Origin of the sequence: Citrobacter braakii (assembly GCF_002075345.1) — a bacterium.
Taxonomy (GTDB): domain Bacteria; phylum Pseudomonadota; class Gammaproteobacteria; order Enterobacterales; family Enterobacteriaceae; genus Citrobacter; species Citrobacter braakii.
In genome coordinates this window covers 310,697-333,908 of sequence record NZ_NAEW01000003.1, presented here as the reverse complement: position 1 = coordinate 333,908, position 23,212 = coordinate 310,697, and the positions used below count along the sequence as shown (strand labels likewise).

21 protein-coding genes and 1 pseudogene are annotated in these 23,212 nt (G+C 53.5%); 17 read left to right on the top strand and 5 right to left on the bottom strand.

Features of this window, described 5'->3' with window-relative positions:
- Window positions 1-48: 48 nt before the first annotated feature.
- From BZK42_RS08765 to BZK42_RS08755, 3 genes and pseudogenes are all read right to left on the bottom strand, one after another.
- Window positions 49-402, bottom strand: a pseudogene (locus tag BZK42_RS08765) (Rpn family recombination-promoting nuclease/putative transposase); the annotation flags it as partial.
- Between the two features lie 46 nt (window positions 403-448).
- Window positions 449-1,867 carry a deoxyribodipyrimidine photo-lyase gene (gene phrB / locus BZK42_RS08760; protein ID WP_080859009.1) on the bottom strand — a complete coding sequence of 473 codons (1,419 nt, stop codon included), beginning with the start codon at window positions 1,865-1,867 and terminating at the stop codon, window positions 449-451.
- A 124-nt stretch (window positions 1,868-1,991) separates the two neighbouring features.
- A complete protein-coding gene (locus tag BZK42_RS08755; protein ID WP_003022870.1) occupies window positions 1,992-2,198 on the bottom strand; it encodes a YbfA family protein in 207 nt (68 codons plus the stop codon).
- A gap of 308 nt (window positions 2,199-2,506) precedes the next feature.
- On the opposite strand from BZK42_RS08755, the gene kdpF reads away from it, so the two are divergent.
- The 9 genes from kdpF to potE all read left to right on the top strand — a co-directional run bounded on the left by kdpF (window position 2,507) and on the right by potE (window position 14,442).
- A complete protein-coding gene (gene kdpF, locus BZK42_RS08750; RefSeq protein WP_001670793.1) occupies window positions 2,507-2,596 on the top strand; it encodes a K(+)-transporting ATPase subunit F in 90 nt (29 codons plus the stop codon).
- A complete protein-coding gene (gene kdpA, locus BZK42_RS08745; protein ID WP_046274707.1) occupies window positions 2,596-4,275 on the top strand; it encodes a potassium-transporting ATPase subunit KdpA in 1,680 nt (559 codons plus the stop codon). The genes kdpF and kdpA overlap by 1 nt, the downstream gene beginning before the upstream one ends.
- A gap of 20 nt (window positions 4,276-4,295) precedes the next feature.
- Entirely contained in the window at window positions 4,296-6,344 is a 2,049-nt protein-coding gene (gene kdpB / locus BZK42_RS08740) for a potassium-transporting ATPase subunit KdpB (RefSeq protein WP_080859008.1), read from the top strand.
- 8 nt (window positions 6,345-6,352) lie between these two features.
- Window positions 6,353-6,919, top strand: coding sequence for a potassium-transporting ATPase subunit KdpC (kdpC, locus tag BZK42_RS08735; RefSeq protein WP_080859007.1), 567 nt, complete (start codon window positions 6,353-6,355; stop codon window positions 6,917-6,919).
- A 10-nt stretch (window positions 6,920-6,929) separates the two neighbouring features.
- Window positions 6,930-9,614, top strand: a complete 2,685-nt coding sequence (gene kdpD, locus BZK42_RS08730) for a two-component system sensor histidine kinase KdpD (RefSeq protein WP_080859006.1) — start codon at window positions 6,930-6,932, stop codon at window positions 9,612-9,614.
- Window positions 9,611-10,288 carry a two-component system response regulator KdpE gene (gene kdpE, locus BZK42_RS08725; protein WP_016152265.1) on the top strand — a complete coding sequence of 226 codons (678 nt, stop codon included), beginning with the start codon at window positions 9,611-9,613 and terminating at the stop codon, window positions 10,286-10,288. The genes kdpD and kdpE overlap by 4 nt, the downstream gene beginning before the upstream one ends.
- A 278-nt stretch (window positions 10,289-10,566) precedes the next feature.
- The gene (gene speFL / locus BZK42_RS28270; RefSeq protein WP_114149115.1) at window positions 10,567-10,671 is read left to right on the top strand and encodes a leader peptide SpeFL; all 105 of its coding nucleotides are present in this window, start codon (window positions 10,567-10,569) and stop codon (window positions 10,669-10,671) included.
- Between the two features lie 256 nt (window positions 10,672-10,927).
- Window positions 10,928-13,126 carry an ornithine decarboxylase SpeF gene (gene speF / locus BZK42_RS08720; protein WP_016155988.1) on the top strand — a complete coding sequence of 733 codons (2,199 nt, stop codon included), beginning with the start codon at window positions 10,928-10,930 and terminating at the stop codon, window positions 13,124-13,126.
- Window positions 13,123-14,442, top strand: coding sequence for a putrescine-ornithine antiporter (gene potE / locus BZK42_RS08715; RefSeq protein WP_016155987.1), 1,320 nt, complete (start codon window positions 13,123-13,125; stop codon window positions 14,440-14,442). Before speF ends, potE begins: the two co-directional genes overlap by 4 nt.
- A 71-nt stretch (window positions 14,443-14,513) precedes the next feature.
- On the opposite strand, the gene pgm is transcribed toward potE, so the two are convergent.
- Both pgm and seqA read right to left on the bottom strand, forming a co-directional pair.
- The gene (gene pgm / locus BZK42_RS08710; protein WP_016152262.1) at window positions 14,514-16,154 is read right to left on the bottom strand and encodes a phosphoglucomutase (alpha-D-glucose-1,6-bisphosphate-dependent); all 1,641 of its coding nucleotides are present in this window, start codon (window positions 16,152-16,154) and stop codon (window positions 14,514-14,516) included.
- 24 nt (window positions 16,155-16,178) lie between these two features.
- Entirely contained in the window at window positions 16,179-16,721 is a 543-nt protein-coding gene (gene seqA / locus BZK42_RS08705; RefSeq protein WP_016152261.1) for a replication initiation negative regulator SeqA, read from the bottom strand.
- A gap of 194 nt (window positions 16,722-16,915) precedes the next feature.
- On the opposite strand from seqA, the gene ybfF reads away from it, so the two are divergent.
- The 8 genes from ybfF (at window position 16,916) to tcuB (ending at window position 23,210) form a co-directional block, all read left to right on the top strand.
- Window positions 16,916-17,689, top strand: a complete 774-nt coding sequence (gene ybfF, locus BZK42_RS08700) for an esterase (RefSeq protein WP_032947058.1) — start codon at window positions 16,916-16,918, stop codon at window positions 17,687-17,689.
- 128 nt (window positions 17,690-17,817) lie between these two features.
- Window positions 17,818-18,105: a LexA regulated protein gene (gene ybfE / locus BZK42_RS08695; protein ID WP_003022842.1), complete on the top strand. Its 288-nt coding sequence runs from the start codon at window positions 17,818-17,820 to the stop codon at window positions 18,103-18,105.
- A 155-nt stretch (window positions 18,106-18,260) separates the two neighbouring features.
- Window positions 18,261-18,791 carry a flavodoxin FldA gene (fldA, locus tag BZK42_RS08690; protein ID WP_003022839.1) on the top strand — a complete coding sequence of 177 codons (531 nt, stop codon included), beginning with the start codon at window positions 18,261-18,263 and terminating at the stop codon, window positions 18,789-18,791.
- Between the two features lie 210 nt (window positions 18,792-19,001).
- Complete coding sequence (locus BZK42_RS28265) at window positions 19,002-19,088, top strand: ryhB-regulated fur leader peptide (protein WP_049259739.1); 87 nt, start codon at window positions 19,002-19,004, stop codon at window positions 19,086-19,088.
- Window positions 19,081-19,527, top strand: a complete 447-nt coding sequence (fur, locus tag BZK42_RS08685; RefSeq protein ID WP_003022836.1) for a ferric iron uptake transcriptional regulator — start codon at window positions 19,081-19,083, stop codon at window positions 19,525-19,527. The genes BZK42_RS28265 and fur overlap by 8 nt, the downstream gene beginning before the upstream one ends.
- Window positions 19,528-19,656: 129 nt before the next feature.
- Window positions 19,657-20,583, top strand: a complete 927-nt coding sequence (gene tcuR / locus BZK42_RS08680; protein ID WP_019076276.1) for a tricarballylate utilization LysR family transcriptional regulator TcuR — start codon at window positions 19,657-19,659, stop codon at window positions 20,581-20,583.
- Between the two features lie 97 nt (window positions 20,584-20,680).
- A complete protein-coding gene (gene tcuA, locus BZK42_RS08675; RefSeq protein WP_080859005.1) occupies window positions 20,681-22,084 on the top strand; it encodes an FAD-dependent tricarballylate dehydrogenase TcuA in 1,404 nt (467 codons plus the stop codon).
- Window positions 22,071-23,210, top strand: a complete 1,140-nt coding sequence (gene tcuB / locus BZK42_RS08670; protein WP_080859004.1) for a tricarballylate utilization 4Fe-4S protein TcuB — start codon at window positions 22,071-22,073, stop codon at window positions 23,208-23,210. Before tcuA ends, tcuB begins: the two co-directional genes overlap by 14 nt.
- The last annotated feature ends 2 nt before the right edge of the window (window positions 23,211-23,212 follow it).

The window sequence follows — 23,212 nt, the reverse complement described above, 5'->3', positions numbered from 1 at the left end:
TTTACAGGCCCGATGATGGGATAAGATTCGGGCCTGTTTTTCTGGAGATTATGAATGGTTTACAGCCAAATCCGCTTCTGAAACACCGGTCACCAGTTTTACCATTTCGCGTTCTATTCCCTGTTCCAACATGGTTTGCGCTATACGTAATGCCGCTTCTTGTTTTCCTTGTTGTAGTCCTTGTTGTAGACCTTCCTGTAATCCATCTAACCGTAACCGCTCTGCAATAGTCATCAGCCTCTCCTTGTGTTGGGGGATCCGTTGTGTCATCTCTTGCATAAACTCATTAAAGCGAGATTCATCGCCAGATTGTAGAATGTAATTAAACATCGCTTGTAATTGCGTGTCATTAGCGCATCCAGTAAGTAGCAGCGTGGTCAGTTGCTCTACAAGCGCTATCACCACATTCTCATTCTGCTGGAAGGCATTACGCTGAAATCCACCATGCCTACTCTTTACGCGCCGCCTCATAGGCCGCCAGCGTCGCCAGTCTTGCCTGTTTATGATCGACAATCGGACGAGGATAGTTAAGCGTAACCTGCGCTTTTTCAGCCCATGTCCACGGGTCATGAATGGCTTTACCCGGCACATCGCGCAGTTCCGGCAGCCACTGGCGGATAAACTCACCGTCGCGGTCAAATTTTTCGCCCTGAGTCGTGGGGTTAAAGATACGGAAATACGGTGCGGCGTCGGTCCCGGTTGAGGCCGCCCACTGCCAGCCGCCGTTATTGGCCGCCAGATCGCCATCGATCAGTTGCGACATAAAATATTGCTCGCCTTTACGCCAGTCGATCAGCAGATCTTTCACTAAAAAACTGGCCGTAATCATGCGTAATCGATTATGCATCCAGCCCGTGGCGTTGAGCTGACGCATCGCCGCATCCACAATCGGGTATCCCGTGTTCCCTGTTTGCCAGGCATGCAAATGTGCCGGATTATTCTGCCATTGCACGCGATCGGTCCAACGGATAAACGGTTGATGCCGACACAGCGCCGGATGGTAAGTCATCAGATGACGATAAAATTCACGCCAGATAAGTTCGTTCAGCCAGACGCTGCCTTCCCCTCCTTCAAGCGCCTGCGGCTGCTCCGCGAGCAGTCGATTCAGGCACTGGCGCGGCGACAATCCCCCTGTCGCCAGGCTCGCGGATAATCGACTGGTACCGTCAACCGCAGGGAAATCACGCTGTTGCTCATATTCTCTCGCGGCCTGCTGGCAAAACTGGCGTAATTGCGCGATAGCCAGTTTTTCTTCTGCCACAAACCGCTGCGTATCAAAATCTTGCTGCGGATAGCTCAGCGTTATTGATGTTAACAGAGCGTCAAGAGCGCCGCTTTCTCTCACCTTCGGCGCACTAACGCATTCTGGAACACCCTCTTTAATCCGCTTCAGCCAGGCATTTTTAAACGGTGTAAAGACTTTATACATCTCGTGATTGCCGGTCATGACCGCCCCTGGAGGCAGGATCACGCTGTCGTCAAACCCTTCACACACCACATGGGGTAGTACCTTCTCAACGGCGACATCACGCTGACGTTCGTTTATTTCGTATTGATAGTTATAAAACAATCGGCTGACGCTATGCTGTGCGCAGACGTTTTTGACGGTTTCCACGCTGGTCGCAAAATCTGCAACTTCATCAAACAGAAGCGGGATGCCTTTTTCCGCCAGCGCCGTCTGCAACGCATTCAACTGCGCACTCACAAATGCCGCCTGACGTGGGGCCATTTCGTGCGCCTTCCACTGCTCAGGAGTAGAGATATATAGCGCGATGACCTGCGCAGTACGATCCCGACAAGCCGCCGCCAGCGCGAGGTTGTCATGCAGACGTAAATCACGTCGAAACCAGACCAGATGGGTGGTCATAATACTCCCGGATATAAATTAATCATTGCCACTCGTTATCTATTACACCGACAAGTGTAGACGTCGGCGCATAAAAAAAACCGCCACATTACTGTGAGCGGTTTTCTTGAGCAAGAACGATAACTTAGTAGAAATCGCAGGTGGCTTTTTCAGCCTGCTCCATCCACACCGGTTTATCACTGGTTTTAGACCAGACGCGGTGCAGGTAGCTGTAAAAACGAGCGCGGTCTTTCCAGAACAGCATGACCGGTAGCGCCAGCACGCCCGCCACTACGGCAAAGGTACGGCGCAAGAAAACAATGTGTGCTGGATATTCTTTATAAAAGTCCATAATCCTCTCCCATATATCTGTTCGGTGAATAGCACCGGAAAAATAAATTTGGTTAACTGATGAAAATAATACCGCCTTGTGTGTAATTTTGCTACTCATCCGACCACTTATTTTTATCTATTGATGCTCCGTTTAGCATAAAACCGTAATTAAGTTACATAAAGGTTAAATTAATACTAACCATTAGTTAAATAATGGTTTTTGCCATTTTTATACTTTTTTTACACCCCACCCGCTGATTTTTGCGAAATCTTTGCAAGCAAAAACCTACGCTCTGGTTATCACATTTATGCCACTGGAGGTGCACTGTGAGTGCAGGCGTGATAACCGGCATTGTGCTGGTCTTTTTATTATTAGGTTACCTGGTCTATGCCCTGATCAATGCGGAGGCGTTCTGATGGCAGCCCAAGGATTTTTACTCATTGCCAGTTTCTTGCTGGTGCTATTTGTCATCGCCAGACCGTTGGGATTTGGGCTGGCTCGACTGATCAACAATACGCCCCTGCCGGGTCTGGTTGGCGCGGAGCATTTACTCTGGCGCGGTCTGGGCATCTCGCAGCAGGAGATGAACTGGCGGCAGTATCTGCTGGCTATCCTTGCTCTCAATGCGCTGGGCCTGCTGGTCCTGTTTTCGATGCTAATGGCGCAAAACTTGCTGCCGCTAAATCCCCAGCAACTGCCAGGGCTTTCGTGGGATCTGGCGCTCAACACGGCGGTGAGTTTTGTCACTAATACCAACTGGCAATCCTATGCTGGCGAAACCACCTTAAGCTATTTCAGCCAGATGGCTGGATTGACTGTGCAGAATTTCCTGTCTGCGGCGACCGGAATTGCGGTGATTTTTGCCCTGACCCGCGCTTTCACACGCCAGAGTATGAACACGCTGGGCAACGCTTGGGTCGATCTGGTTCGCATTACGCTGTGGATCCTCGTCCCTATTGCGTTGCTCATTGCCCTGTTCTTCATTCAGCAAGGTACGTTGCAAAACATATTGCCTTATCAGCCCATCACCACCCTTGAAGGGGTGAAACAGCTGCTGCCAATGGGGCCAGTCGCCTCACAGGAAGCGATTAAGATGCTCGGCACTAACGGAGGGGGATTCTTTAACGCTAACTCATCGCATCCGTTTGAAAACCCAACCGCACTAACCAATCTGGTACAGATGCTGGCTATTTTCTTAATTCCCACCGCGCTGTGTTTTGCCTTTGGTGATGTAGTGGGCGATCGTCGTCAGGGGCGGACCTTACTGTGGGCCATGTCACTGATTTTTGCGGTCTGCGTTGCCGTCGTGATGTGGGCCGAAGTTCAGGGCAACCCGCACCTGATGGCATTCGGTGCCGACAGCAATATCAACATGGAGGGCAAGGAGAGCCGCTTTGGCGTGCTGGCCACGAGTCTCTTTTCCGTCGTCACCACGGCAGCATCCTGCGGGGCTGTCGATGCGATGCATGACTCCTTTACCGCACTGGGCGGCATGGTACCTATGTGGCTGATGCAGATTGGTGAAGTGGTCTTCGGCGGTGTGGGTTCAGGTCTGTACGGCATGCTGCTGTTCGTGCTGCTGGCGGTATTTATCGCCGGGTTAATGATTGGCCGTACGCCGGAGTATCTGGGTAAGAAAATCGACGTGCGCGAAATGAAAATGACCGCGCTGGCGATTCTGGTCACCCCTACGCTGGTCCTGCTCGGGACAGCGATCGCCATGATGAGCGATGCCGGGCGCAGCGCCATGCTTAATCCAGGTCCTCACGGCTTTAGTGAAGTCCTGTATGCCGTGTCGTCTGCCTCGAACAACAACGGTAGCGCCTTTGCCGGATTAAGCGCCAATAGCCCGTTCTGGAACTGCCTGCTGGCCCTGTGCATGTTCTTCGGTCGCTTCGGCGTGATCATCCCCGTGATGGCTATTGCCGGGTCGCTGGTCAGTAAAAAGATCCAGCCAGCAAGCCCAGGCACGCTACCTACCCACGGCGCGCTGTTTGTCGGGTTGTTAATCGGTACGGTGTTACTGGTTGGCGCTCTCACCTTTGTTCCTGCCCTGGCGCTTGGCCCGGTCGCAGAATACCTGTCATTACACTGAGTGATGCGGAGCACATTACTATGAGTCGCAAGCAACTGGCGCTGTTCGAACCCTCTCTGGTCGCACAGGCGCTGATGGACGCAGTGAAAAAATTAAGCCCACATACCCAGTGGCGTAACCCGGTGATGTTCATCGTCTGGCTGGGCAGTTTGTTAACGACACTGTTAACGGTAGCGATGGCAACAAACCATATGCAGGGCAATCCGTGGTTTACCGGCGCGATAAGTCTGTGGCTGTGGATTACCGTACTGTTTGCCAACTTTGCTGAGGCGCTGGCGGAAGGTCGCAGTAAAGCTCAGGCTAATAGCCTAAAGGGAGTCAAAAAAACCGCCTTTGCCCGCAAACTTCGCGAACCCAAATACGGCGCGGCAATGGATCACGTTCCTGCCGATGATTTACGGAAAGGGGATATCGTGCTGGTGGAAGCTGGCGATATTATCCCGTGTGACGGCGAGGTCATTGAAGGTGGCGCATCAGTAGATGAAAGTGCCATTACCGGTGAATCCGCGCCTGTGATTCGTGAATCCGGTGGCGATTTCGCCTCCGTCACCGGCGGGACCCGCATCCTCTCCGACTGGCTGGTTATCGAATGCAGCGTAAACCCCGGTGAAACGTTCCTCGACCGGATGATCGCCATGGTTGAAGGCGCGCAGCGGCGTAAAACGCCCAATGAAATCGCCCTGACGATCCTGCTGATTGCCCTGACCATTATCTTTTTGCTGGCGACCGCCACGCTATGGCCGTTTTCCGCCTGGGGTGGTAGTGCGGTCAGCATCACGGTGCTGGTTGCCTTGCTTGTGTGCTTGATCCCTACAACGATAGGCGGACTGCTCTCAGCGATTGGCGTCGCCGGGATGAGCCGCATGCTGGGCGCGAATGTCATCGCTACCAGCGGACGTGCAGTAGAGGCGGCAGGTGACGTAGACGTACTGCTGCTGGATAAAACCGGCACCATTACGCTGGGTAACCGTCAGGCTTCGGATTTTCTGCCCGCCCACGGCGTGGACGAAAAAACGTTGGCCGACGCCGCACAGCTTTCATCGCTGGCCGATGAAACGCCGGAAGGCCGCAGCATCGTGATCCTGGCAAAACAGCGCTTTAATCTGCGTATTCGCGACGTGCAATCGCTGCACGCTACCTTTGTGCCGTTTACCGCCCAAAGCCGGATGAGCGGCATCAACATCGACAACCGAATGATCCGCAAAGGGTCGGTCGATGCCATTCGTCGGCACGTTGAAGCCAACGGCGGCCACTTTCCCGCCGATGTGGAGCAGAAGGTCGAAAGCGTCGCTCGCCTTGGCGCAACGCCGCTGGTGGTTGCCGAAGGCTCCCACGTACTGGGCGTGATTGCGCTGAAAGATATTGTGAAAGGCGGGATCAAAGAACGTTTTGCTCAACTGCGCAAAATGGGGATTAAAACGGTGATGATCACCGGCGATAACCGCCTGACCGCTGCCGCGATCGCCGCTGAGGCCGGAGTGGATGACTTCTTAGCTGAAGCCACGCCGGAAGCCAAGCTGGCGCTGATTCGTCAGTATCAAGCGGAAGGTCGTCTGGTGGCAATGACCGGCGACGGAACCAATGACGCTCCTGCCCTAGCGCAGGCCGACGTTGCGGTCGCCATGAACTCTGGAACCCAGGCAGCGAAAGAAGCAGGTAACATGGTGGATCTCGACTCCAACCCCACCAAGCTGATTGAAGTAGTGCACATTGGTAAACAAATGCTGATGACGCGCGGTTCGCTGACCACTTTCAGTATTGCCAACGACGTCGCGAAGTATTTCGCTATTATCCCGGCCGCCTTCGCCGCCACCTATCCGCAGCTCAATGCGCTGAACGTGATGGGACTGCATTCGCCAGACTCGGCGATCCTCAGCGCGGTTATCTTTAACGCGCTGGTTATCGTCTTTCTGATCCCCCTGGCGCTAAAAGGCGTGAGCTACAAACCTTTGTCCGCATCCGCGATGTTGCGCCGCAATTTGTGGATCTATGGTCTGGGCGGTTTGGTTGTGCCGTTTATCGGTATCAAAGCGATTGATTTACTGCTGACCCTGCTGGGTCTGGTGTGAGGTTTCAGATGAGTGGATTACGTCCTGCATTATCAACATTGATTTTCCTGATGCTTATCACCGGCGGGGCTTACCCGTTGCTGACGACCGCGCTGGGGCAGTGGTGGTTTCCCCACCAGGCTAACGGTTCGCTTCTTAGCGAAGGTCAGATTGTTCGCGGCTCTGAGCTCATCGGGCAACATTTTACCGCTGCCGGTTATTTTCAGGGGCGTCCGTCTGCCACAGCTGAAATGCCCTATAATCCAATGGCTTCAGGCGGCAGTAATCTGGCAGCCAGCAACCCGGAACTGGATAAACAGCTGCAAAGCCGGATTGCCGCACTGCGTGCCGCCAACCCGCAGGCCAGTCCTGCCGTCCCGGTAGAGCTGGTAACGGCTTCTTCCAGCGGGCTGGATAACAACCTGACGCCAGCCGCGGTGGCCTGGCAAATTCCCCGCGTGGCGCAGGCTCGCAACCTCAGCGTTGAAGAGGTTACGCGGTTGGTTGCACAATATACGCAAAAGCCGTTGGTCAGTTTTATCGGTCAGCCGGTGGTGAACCTGGTGGAACTTAATTTAGCGCTGGATAAGCACTGAGAAAAAGGACATGCATAACGAACCCTTACGCCCCGACCCCGATCGCCTGCTGGAGCAGACCACGGCCCCGCACCGGGGAAAACTGAAAATTTTCTTCGGTGCCTGTGCTGGCGTCGGCAAAACCTGGGCCATGCTGGCAGAGGCCCAGCGACTGCGGGCGCAAGGGTTAGATGTGCTGATTGGCGTGGTGGAAACCCATGGACGCAAAGAGACCGCCGCGTTGTTGGACGGCCTCAGCATCTTGCCGCTAAAGCGACAGGCGCGTCACGGCCGCCATATCAATGAGTTCGATCTCGACGCGGCGCTGGCCCGCCGTCCGGCGCTCATTTTGATGGATGAACTGGCGCACAGTAATGCGCCAGGCTCACGGCATCCTAAGCGCTGGCAGGACATTGAAGAGCTGCTGGAAGCCGGGATTGATGTCTTTACTACCGTTAACGTGCAGCACCTGGAAAGTCTCAATGACGTGGTCAGCGGCGTTACCGGCATTCAGGTTCGTGAAACCGTACCCGACCCTTTTTTCGATGCCGCCGACGATGTGGTGCTGGTCGATCTCCCCCCCGACGATTTGCGCCAGCGCCTGAACGAAGGCAAGGTTTATATCGCCGGTCAGGCAGAAAGAGCAATTGAGCATTTCTTTCGCAAAGGTAATCTGATCGCGCTACGTGAACTGGCCCTGCGCCGCACGGCTGATCGGGTAGACGATCAGATGCGCGCCTGGCGAGGACGTCCGGGAGAGGAGAAAGTCTGGCATACCCGCGACGCTATTTTACTGTGCATTGGGCACAATACCGGCAGCGAAAAACTGGTACGCGCCGCCGCACGTCTGGCGGCGCGTCTCGGCAGCGTCTGGCATGCGGTGTATGTCGAAACGCCAGCGCTGCACCGACTGCCCGAAAAACAACGCCGCGCAATTTTAAGCGCTCTGCGGCTGGCTCAGGAGTTAGGCGCAGAAACAGCTACCCTTTCCGACCCCGCCGAAGACAAAGCGGTCATCCACTATGCCCGTGAGCATAATCTGGGAAAAATTGTACTCGGGCGTCCGACTTCGCGTCGCTGGTGGCGTAGCGATTCCTTTGCCGACAAACTCGCTCATCGCGCACCGGATCTCGACCTGATGATTGTTGCGCTCGATGAGCCCCCTTCACGCCCTGTGCTGCAAACGGCTGATAGCCGCACCTTTAAGGATAAATGGCGGGTACAAATTCAGGGTTGTGTGGTTGCCGTTGCGCTGTGCGCCATCATTACGCTAATCGCCATGCAGTGGCTAATGGCCTTTGACGCCGCCAACCTGGTGATGATCTATTTATTGGGTGTGGTGGTTATCGCACTCTTTTACGGACGCTGGCCATCAGTGCTGGCAACCTTTATTAACGTCGCCAGCTTCGATCTCTTTTTTATTGCCCCACGCGGGACGCTGGCCGTTTCAGACGTTCAGTATCTGCTCACCTTTGCCGTAATGCTAACGGTAGGGCTGGTTATTGGTAATCTGACCGCCGGGGTGCGTTATCAGGCGCGGGTTGCGCGTTATCGTGAACAGCGTACGCGTCATTTGTATGAGATGTCGAAAGCGCTGGCCGTCGGTCGGAGTCAGACGGATATCGCCGCCACCAGTGAACAGTTTATCGCTTCAACGTTTCAGGCCCGCAGCCAGGTTTTACTGCCCGGTGAGAACGGCAAGCTGGCCCCGCTCACCCATCAACAGGGCATGACGCCGTGGGATGACGCCATTGCCCAATGGAGCTTTGACAAAGGGCAACCGGCCGGTGCAGGCACCGACACGTTACCGGGCGTGCCGTATCAGATTTTACCGTTAAAAAGCGCCGATAAAACGCATGGGCTGCTGGTAGTCGAACCGGGAAATTTACGCCAGCTTATGATCCCCGAACAGCAACGCCTGCTGGAAACCTTCACTCTACTGGTAGCCAGTGCGCTGGAGCGCCTGACGCTGACCGCCAGCGAAGAGCAGGCGCGGTTTGCCAGCGAGCGCGAAAGCATTCGCAACGCCCTGCTCGCTGCTCTGTCCCACGATTTGCGCACGCCGTTGACGGTGTTGTTCGGTCAGGCGGAAATCTTAACGCTGGATCTGGCCAGCGAGGGATCGCCGCACGCGCGCCAGGCCAGTGAGATTCGCCAGCACGTTCTGAATACTACCCGACTGGTTAATAACCTGCTGGATATGGCGCGAATTCAGTCTGGCGGCTTTAATCTTAAGAAGGAGTGGTTAACGCTGGAAGAGGTGGTCGGCAGCGCCCTGCAGATGCTGGAGCCCGGTCTCTCTGCCCCGATAAATCTGTCGTTACCTGAACCGTTAACACTGATTCACGTCGATGGTCCGCTCTTTGAACGGGTGCTGATTAACCTGTTGGAAAACGCCGTCAAATACGCGGGTCCACAGGCGCAAATCGGTATTGATGCCAGCGTCGATGGCGCACATCTGCAACTGGACGTCTGGGATAACGGGCCGGGTATTCCGTCGGGTATGGAACAGCGCGTTTTTGACAAATTTTCCCGGGGAAATAAAGAGTCATCGGTGCCCGGCGTTGGGCTGGGGCTGGCAATTTGTCAGGCTATTGTGGACGTGCACGGCGGTACTATTTCGGTCCACAATCGCGCGCAGGGAGGAGCCTGTTTTCGTGTTACACTGCCCCAGGAAATTCCCCCTGAACTTGAAGATTTTCATGAGGATATGTGACGAACGTACTGATTGTTGAAGATGAACATGCCATTCGCCGCTTTCTGCGCACCGCGCTGGAAGCCGATGGCCTGCGTGTATATGAAGCGGAAACGCTGCAACGTGGTCTGTTGGAAGCCGCCACGCGAAAACCCGATCTCATCATTCTCGATCTCGGCCTGCCGGACGGCGACGGCATTGATTTTATTCGCGACCTGCGACAATGGAGCGCGATTCCGGTGATTGTGCTTTCAGCCCGCAGTGAGGAAAGCGATAAAATTGCTGCGCTGGATGCCGGTGCCGATGACTATCTCAGTAAACCCTTTGGTATTGGCGAGCTACAGGCGAGATTGCGCGTGGCATTGCGTCGCCACGCCAGCGGTGCGTCTCCCGAACCGGTGGTACATTTTTCCAACGTCAAAGTGGATATTGCCGCGCGCCTCGTTCACCGTGGTGACGAGGAAATTCATTTGACGCCGATTGAGTTTCGTCTGTTAGCGGTTCTGCTAAATAATGCCGGGAAGGTACTGACGCAACGCCAGTTGTTAAATCAGGTTTGGGGACCAAACGCCGTCGAACATAGTCACTATCTACGTATTTATATGGGACACCTGCGCCAGAAGCTGGAACTGGACCCGGCCCGTCCGCGTCATTTTCTGACCGAAACCGGAATTGGCTATCGGTTTATGCCGTGAATTCTTATTCATTTTTTCTGATTAATTAATAAATATATTTTTCATTACTCACTCCACTGCATAATACTTATTATGCAGCCAGTAGAATATTGTAAAAAAATAATAAAATACAAATAAATAACATATAAACAACAAAACAGCATCTTGTCCCGCACTATGCATAAATGGCGACTAAATATTTTATAAACGATCGTTTTTTATTGATCTTCTTCACAGTTCATAGCCATTTCCTGGATAAAATACCCGCACCTTCCACTTATCCAGTAAAGGTAACTAAAATGGAAAATAATAGCCGTACAATGCCACATATAAGGCGAACAACGCATATTATGATGTTTGCCCACCGCAACAGTTTCGACTTTCATTTCTTTAATGCCCGTTAGTCTTCCGACTAAGGGCACTCAAGTATACAGGTCTTCCTGACTCTCTGTATCGCAGGCTAACGCCTGTATCCGCAGTGCTCTCCCTGCATAACCCTGTATTACCTGTGACCGGACCGGTTAGGGTTTATTGCATCTTCAAAAAAGCAATTTACTGATTTATTTATCAGCGGTATGACTTTGCTTTTTTTTCCGGAGTTATCAATTTCTCATTTGAGAAATTGAGGACCTGCTATTACCTAAAAATAAAGAGATGAAAATGTCAGAATTAAAAATTGCCGTAAGCCGTTCCTGTCCTGATTGTTTTTCTACGCAGCGTTCTTGCGTAAATATCGATGAAAGTAATTTTATTGATGTTGCTGCTATCGTGTTATCCATCAATGATATTGAACGTGGAAAACTCGATGAAATTGACGCCACCGGCTATGGAATTCCTGTTTTTATCGCCACCGAAAATGAAGAACGTGTTCCATCTGAACATCTGCCGCGGATCTCAGGTGTATTCGAATGTAATGAAGCCCGTACCGCCTTTTATGGCCGGCAGTTAGAAACCGCCGCCAGCCATTATGAAACGCAGTTACGTCCGCCGTTCTTCCGTGCGCTTGTCGACTATGTCAATCAGGGTAACAGCGCCTTTGATTGTCCTGGTCATCAGGGGGGCGAGTTTTTCCGTCGCCATCCTGCGGGTAATCAGTTTGTCGAATATTTCGGCGAAACACTTTTCCGCTCCGATTTGTGTAATGCCGATGTCGCAATGGGTGATCTGCTGATTCACGAAGGCGCTCCCTGCATCGCACAACAGCACGCAGCTAAAGTTTTCAACGCGGATAAGACCTACTTTGTACTGAACGGGACCTCCTCATCGAACAAAGTGGTGCTTAACGCATTGCTCACCCCAGGCGATCTGGTGTTATTCGACCGCAACAACCACAAGTCAAACCACCACGGCGCGTTATTGCAGGCCGGGGCAACGCCGGTATATCTGGAAACCGCGCGTAACCCGTACGGCTTTATCGGCGGGATCGACGCGCACTGCTTTGAAGAAGGCTATCTACGTGAACAGGTGAGTGAAGTTGCGCCACAACGTTCGAAAGATGAGCGTCCGTTCCGTCTGGCCGTGATTCAGTTAGGTACCTACGACGGCACAATCTATAACGCCCGTCAGGTGGTGGATAAGATCGGTCATCTGTGCGACTACATCCTGTTTGACTCCGCGTGGGTTGGCTATGAGCAGTTTATTCCGATGATGGCCGATTGCTCTCCGCTGTTGCTGGATCTTAACGAAAATGACCCCGGCATTCTGGTCACCCAGTCAGTGCACAAACAACAGGCAGGCTTCTCTCAGACTTCGCAGATCCACAAAAAAGACAGCCATATTAAAGGCCAGTCTCGCTACGTGCCTCATAAACGAATGAATAACGCGTTCATGATGCACGCCTCCACCAGCCCGTTCTATCCGCTCTTTGCCGCACTGGACATCAACGCCAAAATGCATGAAGGCGTCAGCGGGCGCAACATGTGGATGGACTGCGTCGTCAACGGAATTGATACTCGTAAGTTGATCCTGGAAAACTGCCACCATATCCGCCCGTTCGTGCCGGAGATAGTAGAAGGTAAACCGTGGCAGGCTTATCCCACCGCTGAAATCGCCAGCGACCTGCGTTTCTTCCATTTTGTCCCAGGTGAACACTGGCATGCTTTTGAAGGGTATGCCGAACACCAGTACTTTGTGGATCCATGCAAATTGCTGCTCACCACTCCGGGTATTAATGCGCGTAACGGCGAATACGATACCTTCGGCGTTCCGGCTACCATTCTGGCTAACTTCCTGCGCGAAAATGGTGTGGTGCCCGAAAAATGCGACCTCAACTCCATCCTGTTCCTGCTGACCCCCGCAGAAGATATGGCGAAGTTGCAGCAGCTTGTCGCCCTGCTGGTACGTTTCGAAAAACTGCTGGAAGCCGATGCCCCGCTAGCCGAGGTTCTGCCCTCGATCTACAAGCAGCATGAAGCCCGTTACGCCGGTTACACCCTGCGCCAGCTGTGCCAGGAGATGCACGATTTGTATGCGCGTCACAACGTGAAGCAGCTACAGAAAGAGATGTTCCGTAAGGCACATTTCCCGCGCGTCAGCATGAATCCCCAGGATGCCAATTATGCATATCTGCGTGGTGAAGTTGAACTGGTGCGTCTGCCGGACGCTGAAGGTCGCATCGCGGCAGAAGGCGCGCTGCCTTATCCTCCGGGCGTGCTGTGTGTGGTTCCGGGTGAAATCTGGGGCGGTTCAGTATTACGTTACTTCAGCGCACTGGAAGAAGGAATCAATTTGCTACCGGGTTTTGCGCCTGAACTCCAGGGTGTCTACATCGAAGAACACGACGGTCGTAAACAGGTGTGGTGCTACGTGATAAAGCAACAAAGCGCGCAACCCGCTCTGTTGAAAGGGGAAATGTTATGAGCAAAGCCAAATCCAACAAAATGGGCGTCGTCCAGCTCACTATCCTGACCATGGTTAATATGATGGGATCCGGAATCATCATGTTGCCCACCAAGCTTGCGGAAGTCGGTACTATCTCGATCATCTCGTGGCTGGTGACTGCTGTCGGTTCAATGGCGCTGGCCTGGGCCTTCGCAAAATGCGGTATGTTCAGCCGTAAATCTGGCGGTATGGGGGGTTACGCTGAATACGCCTTTGGCAAATCCGGTAACTTTATGGCGAACTACACTTATGGCGTTTCGCTGTTAATCGCCAACGTGGCTATCGCCATCTCCGCCGTTGGCTACGGTACCGAGCTGTTTGGCGCCACACTGACACCGGTGCAGATTGGCCTGGCAACCATTGGTGTACTGTGGATCTGTACCGTGGCTAACTTTGGCGGGGCGCGCATTACCGGGCAGATCAGCAGCATCACCGTTTGGGGCGTCATTATTCCGGTTGTCGGTCTGTGTATCATCGGCTGGTTCTGGTTCAGTCCGACGCTGTACGCTAACTCCTGGAATCCACACCACGTCCCGTTCTTCACGGCTGTCGGCTCTTCCATTGCGATGACCTTGTGGGCTTTTCTGGGTCTGGAATCGGCCTGCGCCAACGCTGAAGTGGTAGACAATCCGGAACGCAACGTGCCCATCGCCGTATTGGGCGGTACGCTGGGCGCGGCGGTGATTTACATCATCTCCACCAACGTGATAGCCGGGATTGTGCCGAATATGGATCTGGCTAACTCTACGGCGCCGTTCGGTTTAGCCTTTGCACAAATGTTCACCCCGGAAGTCGGTAAGGTGATCATGGCGCTGATGGTGATGTCCTGCTGCGGTTCACTGCTGGGCTGGCAATTCACTATCGCTCAGGTATTCAAATCGTCGGCTGATGGGGGTTACTTCCCTAAAATCTTCTCTCGCGTGACCAAAGTAGACGCGCCGGTACAGGGGATGCTGGCTATCGTGATCATCCAGAGTGGTTTATCGCTGATGACTATCAGCCCGTCACTGAACAGTCAGTTCAACGTGCTGGTCAACCTGGCGGTGGTAACGAACATCATTCCGTATATTCTGTCGATGGCCGCGCTGGTAATTATTCAAAAAATGGCGAATGTTCCGTCGTCAAAAGCGAAACCGGCAAACTTCGTGGCGTTTGTTGGCGCATTGTACAGCTTCTATGCGCTCTACTCCTCTGGCGAAGAAGCAATGCTTTATGGTTCTATCGTGACCTTCCTCGGCTGGACGCTGTATGGCCTGGTATCACCGCGTTTTGAACTGAAAAATAAGCATAGTTAAATCCTGGCATAAAAAAGCCCGGTAGCGCTAACGCTTACCGGGCCTACAAAACGCGTCAGTACAAACAAGACTTACGCGTTTTTCAGCACTTCGCTGACAATCTCAACGGCTTCTTTTTCGATCTGCTTGCGATGTTCTTCACCAAGGAAGCTCTCACAGTAGATTTTATAGGCGTCTTCAGTACCTGACGGACGCGCAGCAAACCAGCCGTTATCAGTCATCACCTTCAGACCGCCGATAGAAGCACCGTTACCCGGTGCCGCCGTCAGACGTGCCGTGATCGGGTCTCCCGCCAGCGTGCTGGCACTCACCATTTCCGGAGACAGCTTAGACAGCGCCGCTTTCTGCGCGGAGGTCGCGCTTGCCTGCAGGCGGTTGTAGCTTGGCGCGCCGAAGCGGGCTGCCAGTTCGTTGTAGTGCTCTTGCGGATTCTTACCAGTCACTGCAGTAATTTCTGCCGCCAGCAGGCACATGATGATGCCGTCTTTGTCGGTCGACCACGGTGTACCGTCAAAGCGCAGGAAAGAAGCGCCCGCGCTCTCTTCACCACCAAAGCCAAAGCTGCCGTCAAACAGACCGTCAACGAACCACTTAAAGCCAACCGGAACTTCGACCAGTTTACGCCCTAAATCATTCACTACGCGGTCAATCATCGCCGAAGAGACCAGCGTCTTACCAACGGCAACGTCTTTGCCCCACTGCGGACGATGCTGGAACAGGTAGTTGATCGCCACTGCCAGGTAGTGGTTCGGATTCATCAGGCCAGCCGGGGTGACGATACCGTGACGGTCATAGTCCGGATCGTTGGCAAAGGCCAGATCGAACTTGTCACGCAGCGCCAACAGTCCCGCCATCGCGCACTCAGAGGAGCAGTCCATACGGATTGCGCCATCTTTGTCGAGATGCATAAAGCGGAAAGTCTGATCAACGTGATCGTTAACGATAGTCAGGTTCAGGTTGTAGTGCTTGGCAATACGCTTCCAGTATTCGATACCGGAACCGCCAAGCGGATCGACGCCCAGCGTCAGGCCCGCTTTCTGGATCGCCGCCATGTCGACGATGTCGGCCAGTCCTTCAACAAACGGCTGAACCAGGTCCTGCTCTTTTACATGACCAGATGCCAGCGCAGCGTCCAGCGACATACGCTTCACGCCTTGCAGACCGTCAGCCAGCAGAGCGTTAGCCCTGTCTTCCACCACTTTGGTGACGTTAGTATCTGCCGGACCACCGTTTGGCGGGTTGTATTTAATGCCACCATCTTCCGGCGGGTTGTGGGATGGCGTGATCACAATGCCGTCAGCCAGCGGGCCGCCTTTTTTGTTGTGGACCAGGATAGCATTCGACACAGCAGGGGTTGGCGTAAAGCCGTTATTTTCCTGCACGATGACGTCCACGCCGTTCGCTGCCAGCACTTCCAGTACAGAGATAAAAGCCGGTTCAGACAGCGCGTGGGTATCCTTGCCCACGTAGCACGGGCCAGTGATCCCGTTTTTCGCACGTTCTTCAGCAATCGCCTGAGCGATAGCCAGAATATGCGGCTCGTTAAAACTATGACGACCTGCACTGCCGCGATGTCCGGACGTACCGAACTTGACGGCGTGCTCAGCGTTCCCTGCTGTTGGTTTCAGTACATAGTACTGTGCCGTCAGTTGGGCGACGTTAATCAAATCACTCTGTTGCGCAGGTTGACCTGCACGGTTGTGGATTGCCATTGCCTGGTCCTTCTAATGCAAGGATTAAATTGTTCCGCAAACCTTTTCAATCAATTCCGCAGGGAATTGCATTGACTGCATGATGTGCTCAACCATGCTGCATTTACGGCCGGTATTGGTATTGGTGATCACCCAGTACGGCGTGCCTGGCACGTGTTTCGGTTTGGTTTGATTACCATTTTTCAGCAGCGTCTGTTCATCTGCTGCAAAATAAACGCGCGTACGACCATGCAACGATTCCGTTGCTTCGGCGAACGCGTTTTGATCCAGTGAATAGAGTGTAGACAGCACCAGCATAAAGCGATTTACTGCTTTCTTCTGCTCCGCATACTCGTCGGACAGCAGCAGTTCACGCATCGCGCGCACTTTATCTTTTACGGGGTTAACCGGCTTCGCTTCCACGACAGCTTGCACAGCGCGGACTTCTTTTACTACCGGAGTGACAGGCTGTGATGCGGCGGAAAACTTCAACATACGCCGTAAAATGTCGGATGCGCTCTCGCCGATATGCTTGGTGTGGCTGGCAATATAGCTATAGAGTTCATCATCAACTTCAATCGTTTTCATCTTAATCCAGTGCAGTGTTTAGCTGAATACAAGTTGTTGGGGTCAACACGCTTAGTGTAAAGGCAAATCCCAACAGCGGATAGCGTCAAGCCTGGTGGCTGGCAAAACTCAGAGTAACCGTAGTTGTTGCAGCCATGTGGCAGAATGGTCAACATGATACCCTAACCCGTGAGTGTGAAAAAAAGAACTTTGCCATGAAATTGAATATCCGAGCGCAATCTGCGCAAAACCTGCACAATAATTCTCCCATCGTCCTGGTGCACGGCCTGTTTGGCAGTCTGGATAACCTGGGGATCCTGGCGCGCGATCTGGTGGCCGATCACGATATCATCCAGGTTGATATGCGAAATCATGGCCTCTCCCCGCGTTCACCTGTGATGAATTATCCGGCCATGGCGCAAGATCTGCTGGATACGCTGGACGATCAACAGATCGAAAAAGCGATCTTTATTGGTCACTCGATGGGGGGCAAAGCCGTCATGGCGTTAACCGCGTTGGCCCCGGAACGTGTCGAACGGTTGGTAGCCATCGACATTGCTCCCGTTGACTATCATGTTCGCCGTCACGATGAGATTTTTGCTGCCATTAACGCAGTAACTGACGCGCAGTCCTCTTCGCGTCAGCAGGCGGCGAGCGTCATGCGCCAGCATCTGCAAGAGGAAGGCGTGATCCAGTTTCTGCTCAAATCCTTCGTGGACGGCGAATGGCGCTTTAATGTTCCCGTGCTGTGGGAGCAATATCCTCATATTGTCGGCTGGGAGACCATCCCGGCGTGGGAACACCCGGCGCTGTTTATCCCCGGAGGCAACTCACCTTATGTAACCGAAGCGTATCGCGAACAGCTGCTGGCGCAATTCCCGCAGGCTCGGGCGCACGTTATTGCAGGCGCGGGCCATTGGGTGCATGCGGAAAAACCGGAGGCGGTACTGCGCGCCATCCGTCGTTATCTGAGCGAACAGGCTAACTGATTAAAAACTCAGCGTCTGCGCGTGATTACGCGCGTGGGCGTTGGCGTGTCTCCCCTGCTGATGTATTATGGCGGGCTATCCATCCGGGCAGACGCCTGGCTGATTGTTTCCCCGAAGTCACCAAGATCATGGCCAAAGAACAAACGGACCGTACGACATTAGATCTGTTCGCGCAGGAGCGTCGCCCGGGACGACCCAAAACTAATCCGCTCTCGCGTGATGAACAGTTACGTATTAACAAACGTAATCAGCTTAAACGCGATAAAGTTCGCGGGCTTAAGCGTGTCGAACTGAAACTGAACGCTGATGCCGTTGACGCTCTGAACGAGCTGGCCGAGGCGCGCAACATGAGTCGCAGTGAACTCATCGAAGAGATGCTGATGAACCAACTCAGCGCATTGCGCGGTCAGGCTTAGTCTGAATTTCTGCTCTAAATCATAAATCGTGTAGCACAGAGTGCAGTCCTGCGTGTTTGCTGTTTCCGCATGCCTGACTGTTCTGCTATGATTGCCCTTATCCGTGGGCAATGCGCCACCACCATTTCAATAAGTTTCAAGAGGTTATTTTACTCATGGCAATCACTGGCATCTTTTTCGGCAGCGACACCGGTAACACCGAAAACATCGCAAAAATGATTCAAAAACAGCTTGGTAAAGACGTTGCCGATGTACATGACATTGCAAAAAGCAGCAAAGAAGACCTCGAAGGGTATGACATTTTGCTGCTCGGCATTCCAACCTGGTACTACGGTGAAGCGCAGTGTGACTGGGACGATTTCTTCCCTACCCTCGAAGACATTGATTTTAACGGCAAACTGGTTGCATTGTTCGGCTGCGGCGACCAGGAAGATTACGCAGAATATTTCTGCGATGCGTTGGGTACAATTCGCGACATCATCGAACCGCGCGGCGCAACCATCGTTGGTCACTGGCCAACGGCGGGTTATCACTTTGAAGCGTCCAAAGGCCTGGCTGACGACGACCACTTTGTGGGTCTGGCCATTGATGAAGATCGCCAGCCTGAATTGACCGCCGAACGCGTAGAAAAATGGGTTAAGCAGATCTCTGAGGAGCTGCACCTCGACGAAATCATCAATGCCTGATTTTGTGTGGCGCAGATTTCCATCTGCGCCACATCAATAGATAAAACCAATCAAAATAATTGCTACAAATTTGTAACTTTTTCGTCTGACCCTGTACAATGGCCGGATGCCAATCGGGTATTGCACAGTGTGTTTGTCGGCGATACCACGTTTTGATTAACAATATATGCCAGAGACTTGCAGTTTTCATTTAGCCATGGCAGTTCTATAATGAATCGCATTATCTCAAGTGCAATTTCTGTCACTTCTGTTAATGAAGTGAATCGTTTAGCTACAGGACAGATTCCGCATGACTGACAACAATACCGCATTAAAGAAGGCTGGCCTGAAAGTAACGCTTCCTCGTTTAAAAATTCTGGAAGTTCTTCAGGAACCGGATAACCATCACGTCAGTGCGGAAGACTTATACAAACGTCTGATCGATATGGGTGAAGAAATTGGTCTGGCGACCGTGTATCGCGTGCTGAACCAGTTTGATGATGCCGGTATCGTGACCCGCCATAATTTTGAAGGTGGTAAATCCGTCTTCGAACTGACTCAACAGCATCATCACGATCACCTCATCTGTCTCGACTGCGGCAAAGTGGTCGAATTCAGCGATGATTCCATCGAGGCGCGCCAGCGTGAGATTGCGGCTAAACATGGTATTCGTTTAACCAACCATAGCCTCTATCTTTACGGTCACTGCGCCGAAGGCGATTGCCGCGAAGATGAGCATGCTCACGACGGTAAATAATGTAATGCTTTCTGAAAAGCCAACCATTCGGTTGGCTTTTTTTATGGGCGACTATCACCCCTTTTCCCCTTCCCTCCACTCCTGTGTTGCTTTAATGTAAAATCAATTGTCCCTTCCCGGAGAGTCGAAATGGAACTTCGCCAGCTACGCTATTTTGTTCGCATTGTAGAAACCGGCAGCATGGGTAGCGCGGCGCTCGATCTCAATATTGGGGTTTCGGCACTCAGCCAGCAAATGTCCCGCCTGGAAAACGAACTCGCTATTCGACTGCTGCAGCGCACCTCGCGTGGCGTGACGCCCACCAGCGCCGGACTGGCTTTTTACTCCCAGGCGCAGCTGGCGCTCCGCCACGCAGACGATGCAATCCTCGCCGCGCGCGAGTCCCGGCTTTCCGGGCACGTCAGCGTCGGTATGGCCCCCAGTACCGCTTCCGTTCTCGGCATGCCTTTTATTAACGCCATGCGGGAAAGCTATAGTGATGTCCGCCTGCATGTGGTGGAAAGCCTCTCTGGCAACCTGGAACGGATGATTAATACCCGCCAGATTGATCTGGCCGTGGTATTTCAAAAAGAAAAGATCCTGCGCTGGAGCGCCAGACCGATTCTCGAAGAGCGCCTGTTTTTGATTGGGACTCATGCCTTACTGGCCGATATTGCCGATGACAATATTGCGCCAGCCCAGCTGGCAAGTATCCCATTGATAATGCCCAGCCCAGGCCACGGTCTGCGCGGCAGGCTGGAAGCAATTTGTCAGGAACACGCACTGCGCATTGAGATCGCCACAGAAATTGATGGTCTGGCGCTGCTAATGCGCGCCGTTCGCAGTGGAATCGGCGCTACTCTCCAGCCCGGCGCGGCGATTTCCCATCTCGATAAAGAGACGCTAAGAGTGATCGGTGTCCATAATCCAATACTGAGTCGCCCCAACTTTCTGGTCAGCCTTTCTGATGATGAGCTCACCCCCGCGGGCCTCGCCGCCCGCGTGGTGTTAACAAAAGTGATGCATCAACTGGTGGAAGCAGGAAGCTGGCCAGGCGCCATCCTTTACAATAACTAAAGCCCTCTTTAGCACTTCGTCATAGCGCCCGCACAAGCTGTGCGTATACATTTCAATTACAAATTTAACAATTAGTTAAATGGTAATGGAGTATACGATGGTTGATGTTCTGGTGATTGGCGGTGGCAATGCCGCGTTATGTGCTGCCCTAACCGCCCGGGAGCAAGGAGCTTCGGTACTCCTGCTCGAAGCGGCTCCACGGGAATGGCGCGGGGGAAATTCTCAACACACGCGTAATCTGCGCTGTATGCATGACGCGCCGCAGGATGTACTGGTGGAAAGCTATCCTGAAGAGGAGTTCTGGCAGGATCTGCGGCGCGTCACCGAGGGAAATACTAACGAAGCCCTGGCGCGTCTGGTGATCCGCACCTCTTCACAATGCCGCGACTGGATGCGCCAACACGGCGTTAATTTTCAACCTCCTCTTTCCGGCGCTTTACACGTAGCGCGAACCAACGCCTTTTTTATGGGGGGCGGGAAAGCCCTCGTGAATGCCTATTATCGCAGCGCAGAAAAGTTAGGCGTGCAAATCCGCTATAACACACCAGTGCAGGCGCTTGAACTGCATAACGGTGAGTTTGTGGCAGCGCTGGCAGGCGAAGAGCGCATAACCGCTAAGTCCTGCGTGCTTGCCGCTGGCGGATTTGAGTCAAACCGCGAATGGCTGCGCGAAGCCTGGGGAGAGAACGCCCGCGGCGAGTGGCCTGCGGATAACTTCCTGATTCGCGGCACGCGCTTTAATCAGGGCGTACTGCTTAAATTTATGATGGATGCCGGGGCGGACATCATCGGCGACCCCTCCCAGTCACACTGCGTCGCCATTGATGCCAGAGCGCCATTATATGACGGCGGGATTTGCACCCGCGTGGACTGCGTTTCACTCGGCATAGTAGTCAACCGTGACGCAGAACGTTTTTATGATGAAGGCGAAGATTTCTGGCCCAAACGCTACGCCATTTGGGGACGCCTGGTCGCCCAACAGCCAGGACAGATTGGCTATTCCATTATCGACAGTAAAGCCATCGGCCACTTTATGCCACCGGTATTCCCCGGCGCACAGGCGAATACGCTGGCGGAGTTGGCGCATCAGTTGGGGCTGGATACCGAACGCTTTACCCACACCGTGACGGCGTACAACAACGCCTGCCAGCCAGGTCAGTTCGACCATACCGTCCTGGACAACTGCGCGACGAAGAAGTTATCCCCCGCGAAAACACACTGGGCGCGACCGCTGGACCAGCCACCTTACTACGGCTATGCCCTGCGGCCAGGGATCACCTTCACCTATCTTGGGTTAAAAGTGAACGAACGCGCTGCCGTGCACTTTGCCGGGCAGCCAAGCCGCAACCTGTTCGTCGCCGGAGAGATGATGGCGGGCAACGTGTTGGGCAAGGGTTACACCGCTGGCGTGGGCATGTCGATCGGGACAACCTTTGGCCGCATTGCCGGAAAAGAAGCCGCGCTGGCAGCACGTAAGGAGGCACGTCATGAAGCAGCTTGAGAAACTGATCATCGAAGCACAAATTATCACCGAGCCGGAAGCAGAAGTTGAACGTGTGATGCAGGTCTGTAACGCCTGCCGCTATTGTGAAGGTTTTTGCGCCGTGTTCCCGGCAATGACTCAGCGCCTGGAATTCGGTAAAGCGGATATCAATTATCTGGCTAACTTGTGCCATAACTGCGGCGCCTGCCTGCACGCGTGTCAGTATGCCCCACCCCATGAATTTGCCATCAACGTACCGAAGGCGATGGCGGAAGTGCGGCTCGAAACCTATCAGCACTACGCGCAACCCGCCGCCTTTGGCGCGCTTTATCGTCGCGCAGGCATCACTGTGACGCTGACGCTGGTTTTCGGTCTGATCCTGTTTTTACTCCTCGCCATGAGTTTAAAGGGCTCGTTATTCCATCCTCCGCTGGCCGGGGATTTTTATCAGATTTTCCCGCATAACCTGCTCGCATGGATGTTTGGTTCGGTATTTATTCTGGCGATAGGTCTGCTGATGGCGGGCGTTCTGCGCTTCTGGCGCGAAATCTCTCCGGGTGTGCCGCGTTCCGCTGAAATTGCTGAAGCCTCACACAATGCGCTGACGCTGAAGTATCTCGATGGTGGGCATGGCAAAGGTTGTAACGAAGCAGATGATGCATTCACCCTGATGCGCCGCCGTTTCCATCACTTCACCTTCTACGGTTTTATGCTCTGCTTTGCCGCCACCGTGGTGGCAACGGGCTATCACTACTTTGCAGGTATAGAAGCGCCCTATCCGTTCTTCAGCGTTCCGGTAATGCTGGGCACGTTGGGCGGCATTGGCCTGGTTGTCGGCCCGGCTGGCTTGCTATGGCTCAATTTTAAGCGCTCACCGCTGCATGGCGACGCACGGCAAAAACCGATGGATCGCGGTTTTATTTTGCTGCTGCTCCTGACCAGTCTGACCGGTTTAGCGCTGCTGGCGGGAAGAAACACCTCCTGGATGGCTATTTTGCTCGCCATTCACCTCGGCGTGGTCATGGCGCTCTTTCTGACCATTCCTTATGGAAAATTTGCCCACGGATTTTACCGCTGCGCAGCCTTACTCAAGTGGGCGATTGAGAAACGGCGCGGCAAACAGGCGGGGGTCACAGGCGACTAACC

Bases quoted from the DNA above. Each gene is read 5' to 3' on its own strand.
- kdpB (WP_080859008.1), top strand. From the start codon at position 4,296: ATGAGTCGCAAGCAACTGGCGCTGTTCGAACCCTCTCTGGTCGCACAG.
- speF (WP_016155988.1), top strand. From the start codon at position 10,928: ATGTCAGAATTAAAAATTGCCGTAAGCCGTTCCTGTCCTGATTGTTTT.
- tcuA (WP_080859005.1), top strand. From the start codon at position 20,681: ATGGTTGATGTTCTGGTGATTGGCGGTGGCAATGCCGCGTTATGTGCT.
- ybfE (WP_003022842.1), top strand. From the start codon at position 17,818: ATGGCCAAAGAACAAACGGACCGTACGACATTAGATCTGTTCGCGCAG.
- pgm (WP_016152262.1), bottom strand. From the start codon at position 16,154: ATGGCAATCCACAACCGTGCAGGTCAACCTGCGCAACAGAGTGATTTG.
- kdpC (WP_080859007.1), top strand. From the start codon at position 6,353: ATGAGTGGATTACGTCCTGCATTATCAACATTGATTTTCCTGATGCTT.
- kdpA (WP_046274707.1), top strand. From the start codon at position 2,596: ATGGCAGCCCAAGGATTTTTACTCATTGCCAGTTTCTTGCTGGTGCTA.
- tcuB (WP_080859004.1), top strand. From the start codon at position 22,071: ATGAAGCAGCTTGAGAAACTGATCATCGAAGCACAAATTATCACCGAG.
- potE (WP_016155987.1), top strand. From the start codon at position 13,123: ATGAGCAAAGCCAAATCCAACAAAATGGGCGTCGTCCAGCTCACTATC.
- ybfF (WP_032947058.1), top strand. From the start codon at position 16,916: ATGAAATTGAATATCCGAGCGCAATCTGCGCAAAACCTGCACAATAAT.
- fur (WP_003022836.1), top strand. From the start codon at position 19,081: ATGACTGACAACAATACCGCATTAAAGAAGGCTGGCCTGAAAGTAACG.
- fldA (WP_003022839.1), top strand. From the start codon at position 18,261: ATGGCAATCACTGGCATCTTTTTCGGCAGCGACACCGGTAACACCGAA.
- seqA (WP_016152261.1), bottom strand. From the start codon at position 16,721: ATGAAAACGATTGAAGTTGATGATGAACTCTATAGCTATATTGCCAGC.
- kdpD (WP_080859006.1), top strand. From the start codon at position 6,930: ATGCATAACGAACCCTTACGCCCCGACCCCGATCGCCTGCTGGAGCAG.
- speFL (WP_114149115.1), top strand. From the start codon at position 10,567: ATGGAAAATAATAGCCGTACAATGCCACATATAAGGCGAACAACGCAT.
- BZK42_RS28265 (WP_049259739.1), top strand. From the start codon at position 19,002: ATGAATCGCATTATCTCAAGTGCAATTTCTGTCACTTCTGTTAATGAA.
- BZK42_RS08755 (WP_003022870.1), bottom strand. From the start codon at position 2,198: ATGGACTTTTATAAAGAATATCCAGCACACATTGTTTTCTTGCGCCGT.
- tcuR (WP_019076276.1), top strand. From the start codon at position 19,657: ATGGAACTTCGCCAGCTACGCTATTTTGTTCGCATTGTAGAAACCGGC.
- phrB (WP_080859009.1), bottom strand. From the start codon at position 1,867: ATGACCACCCATCTGGTCTGGTTTCGACGTGATTTACGTCTGCATGAC.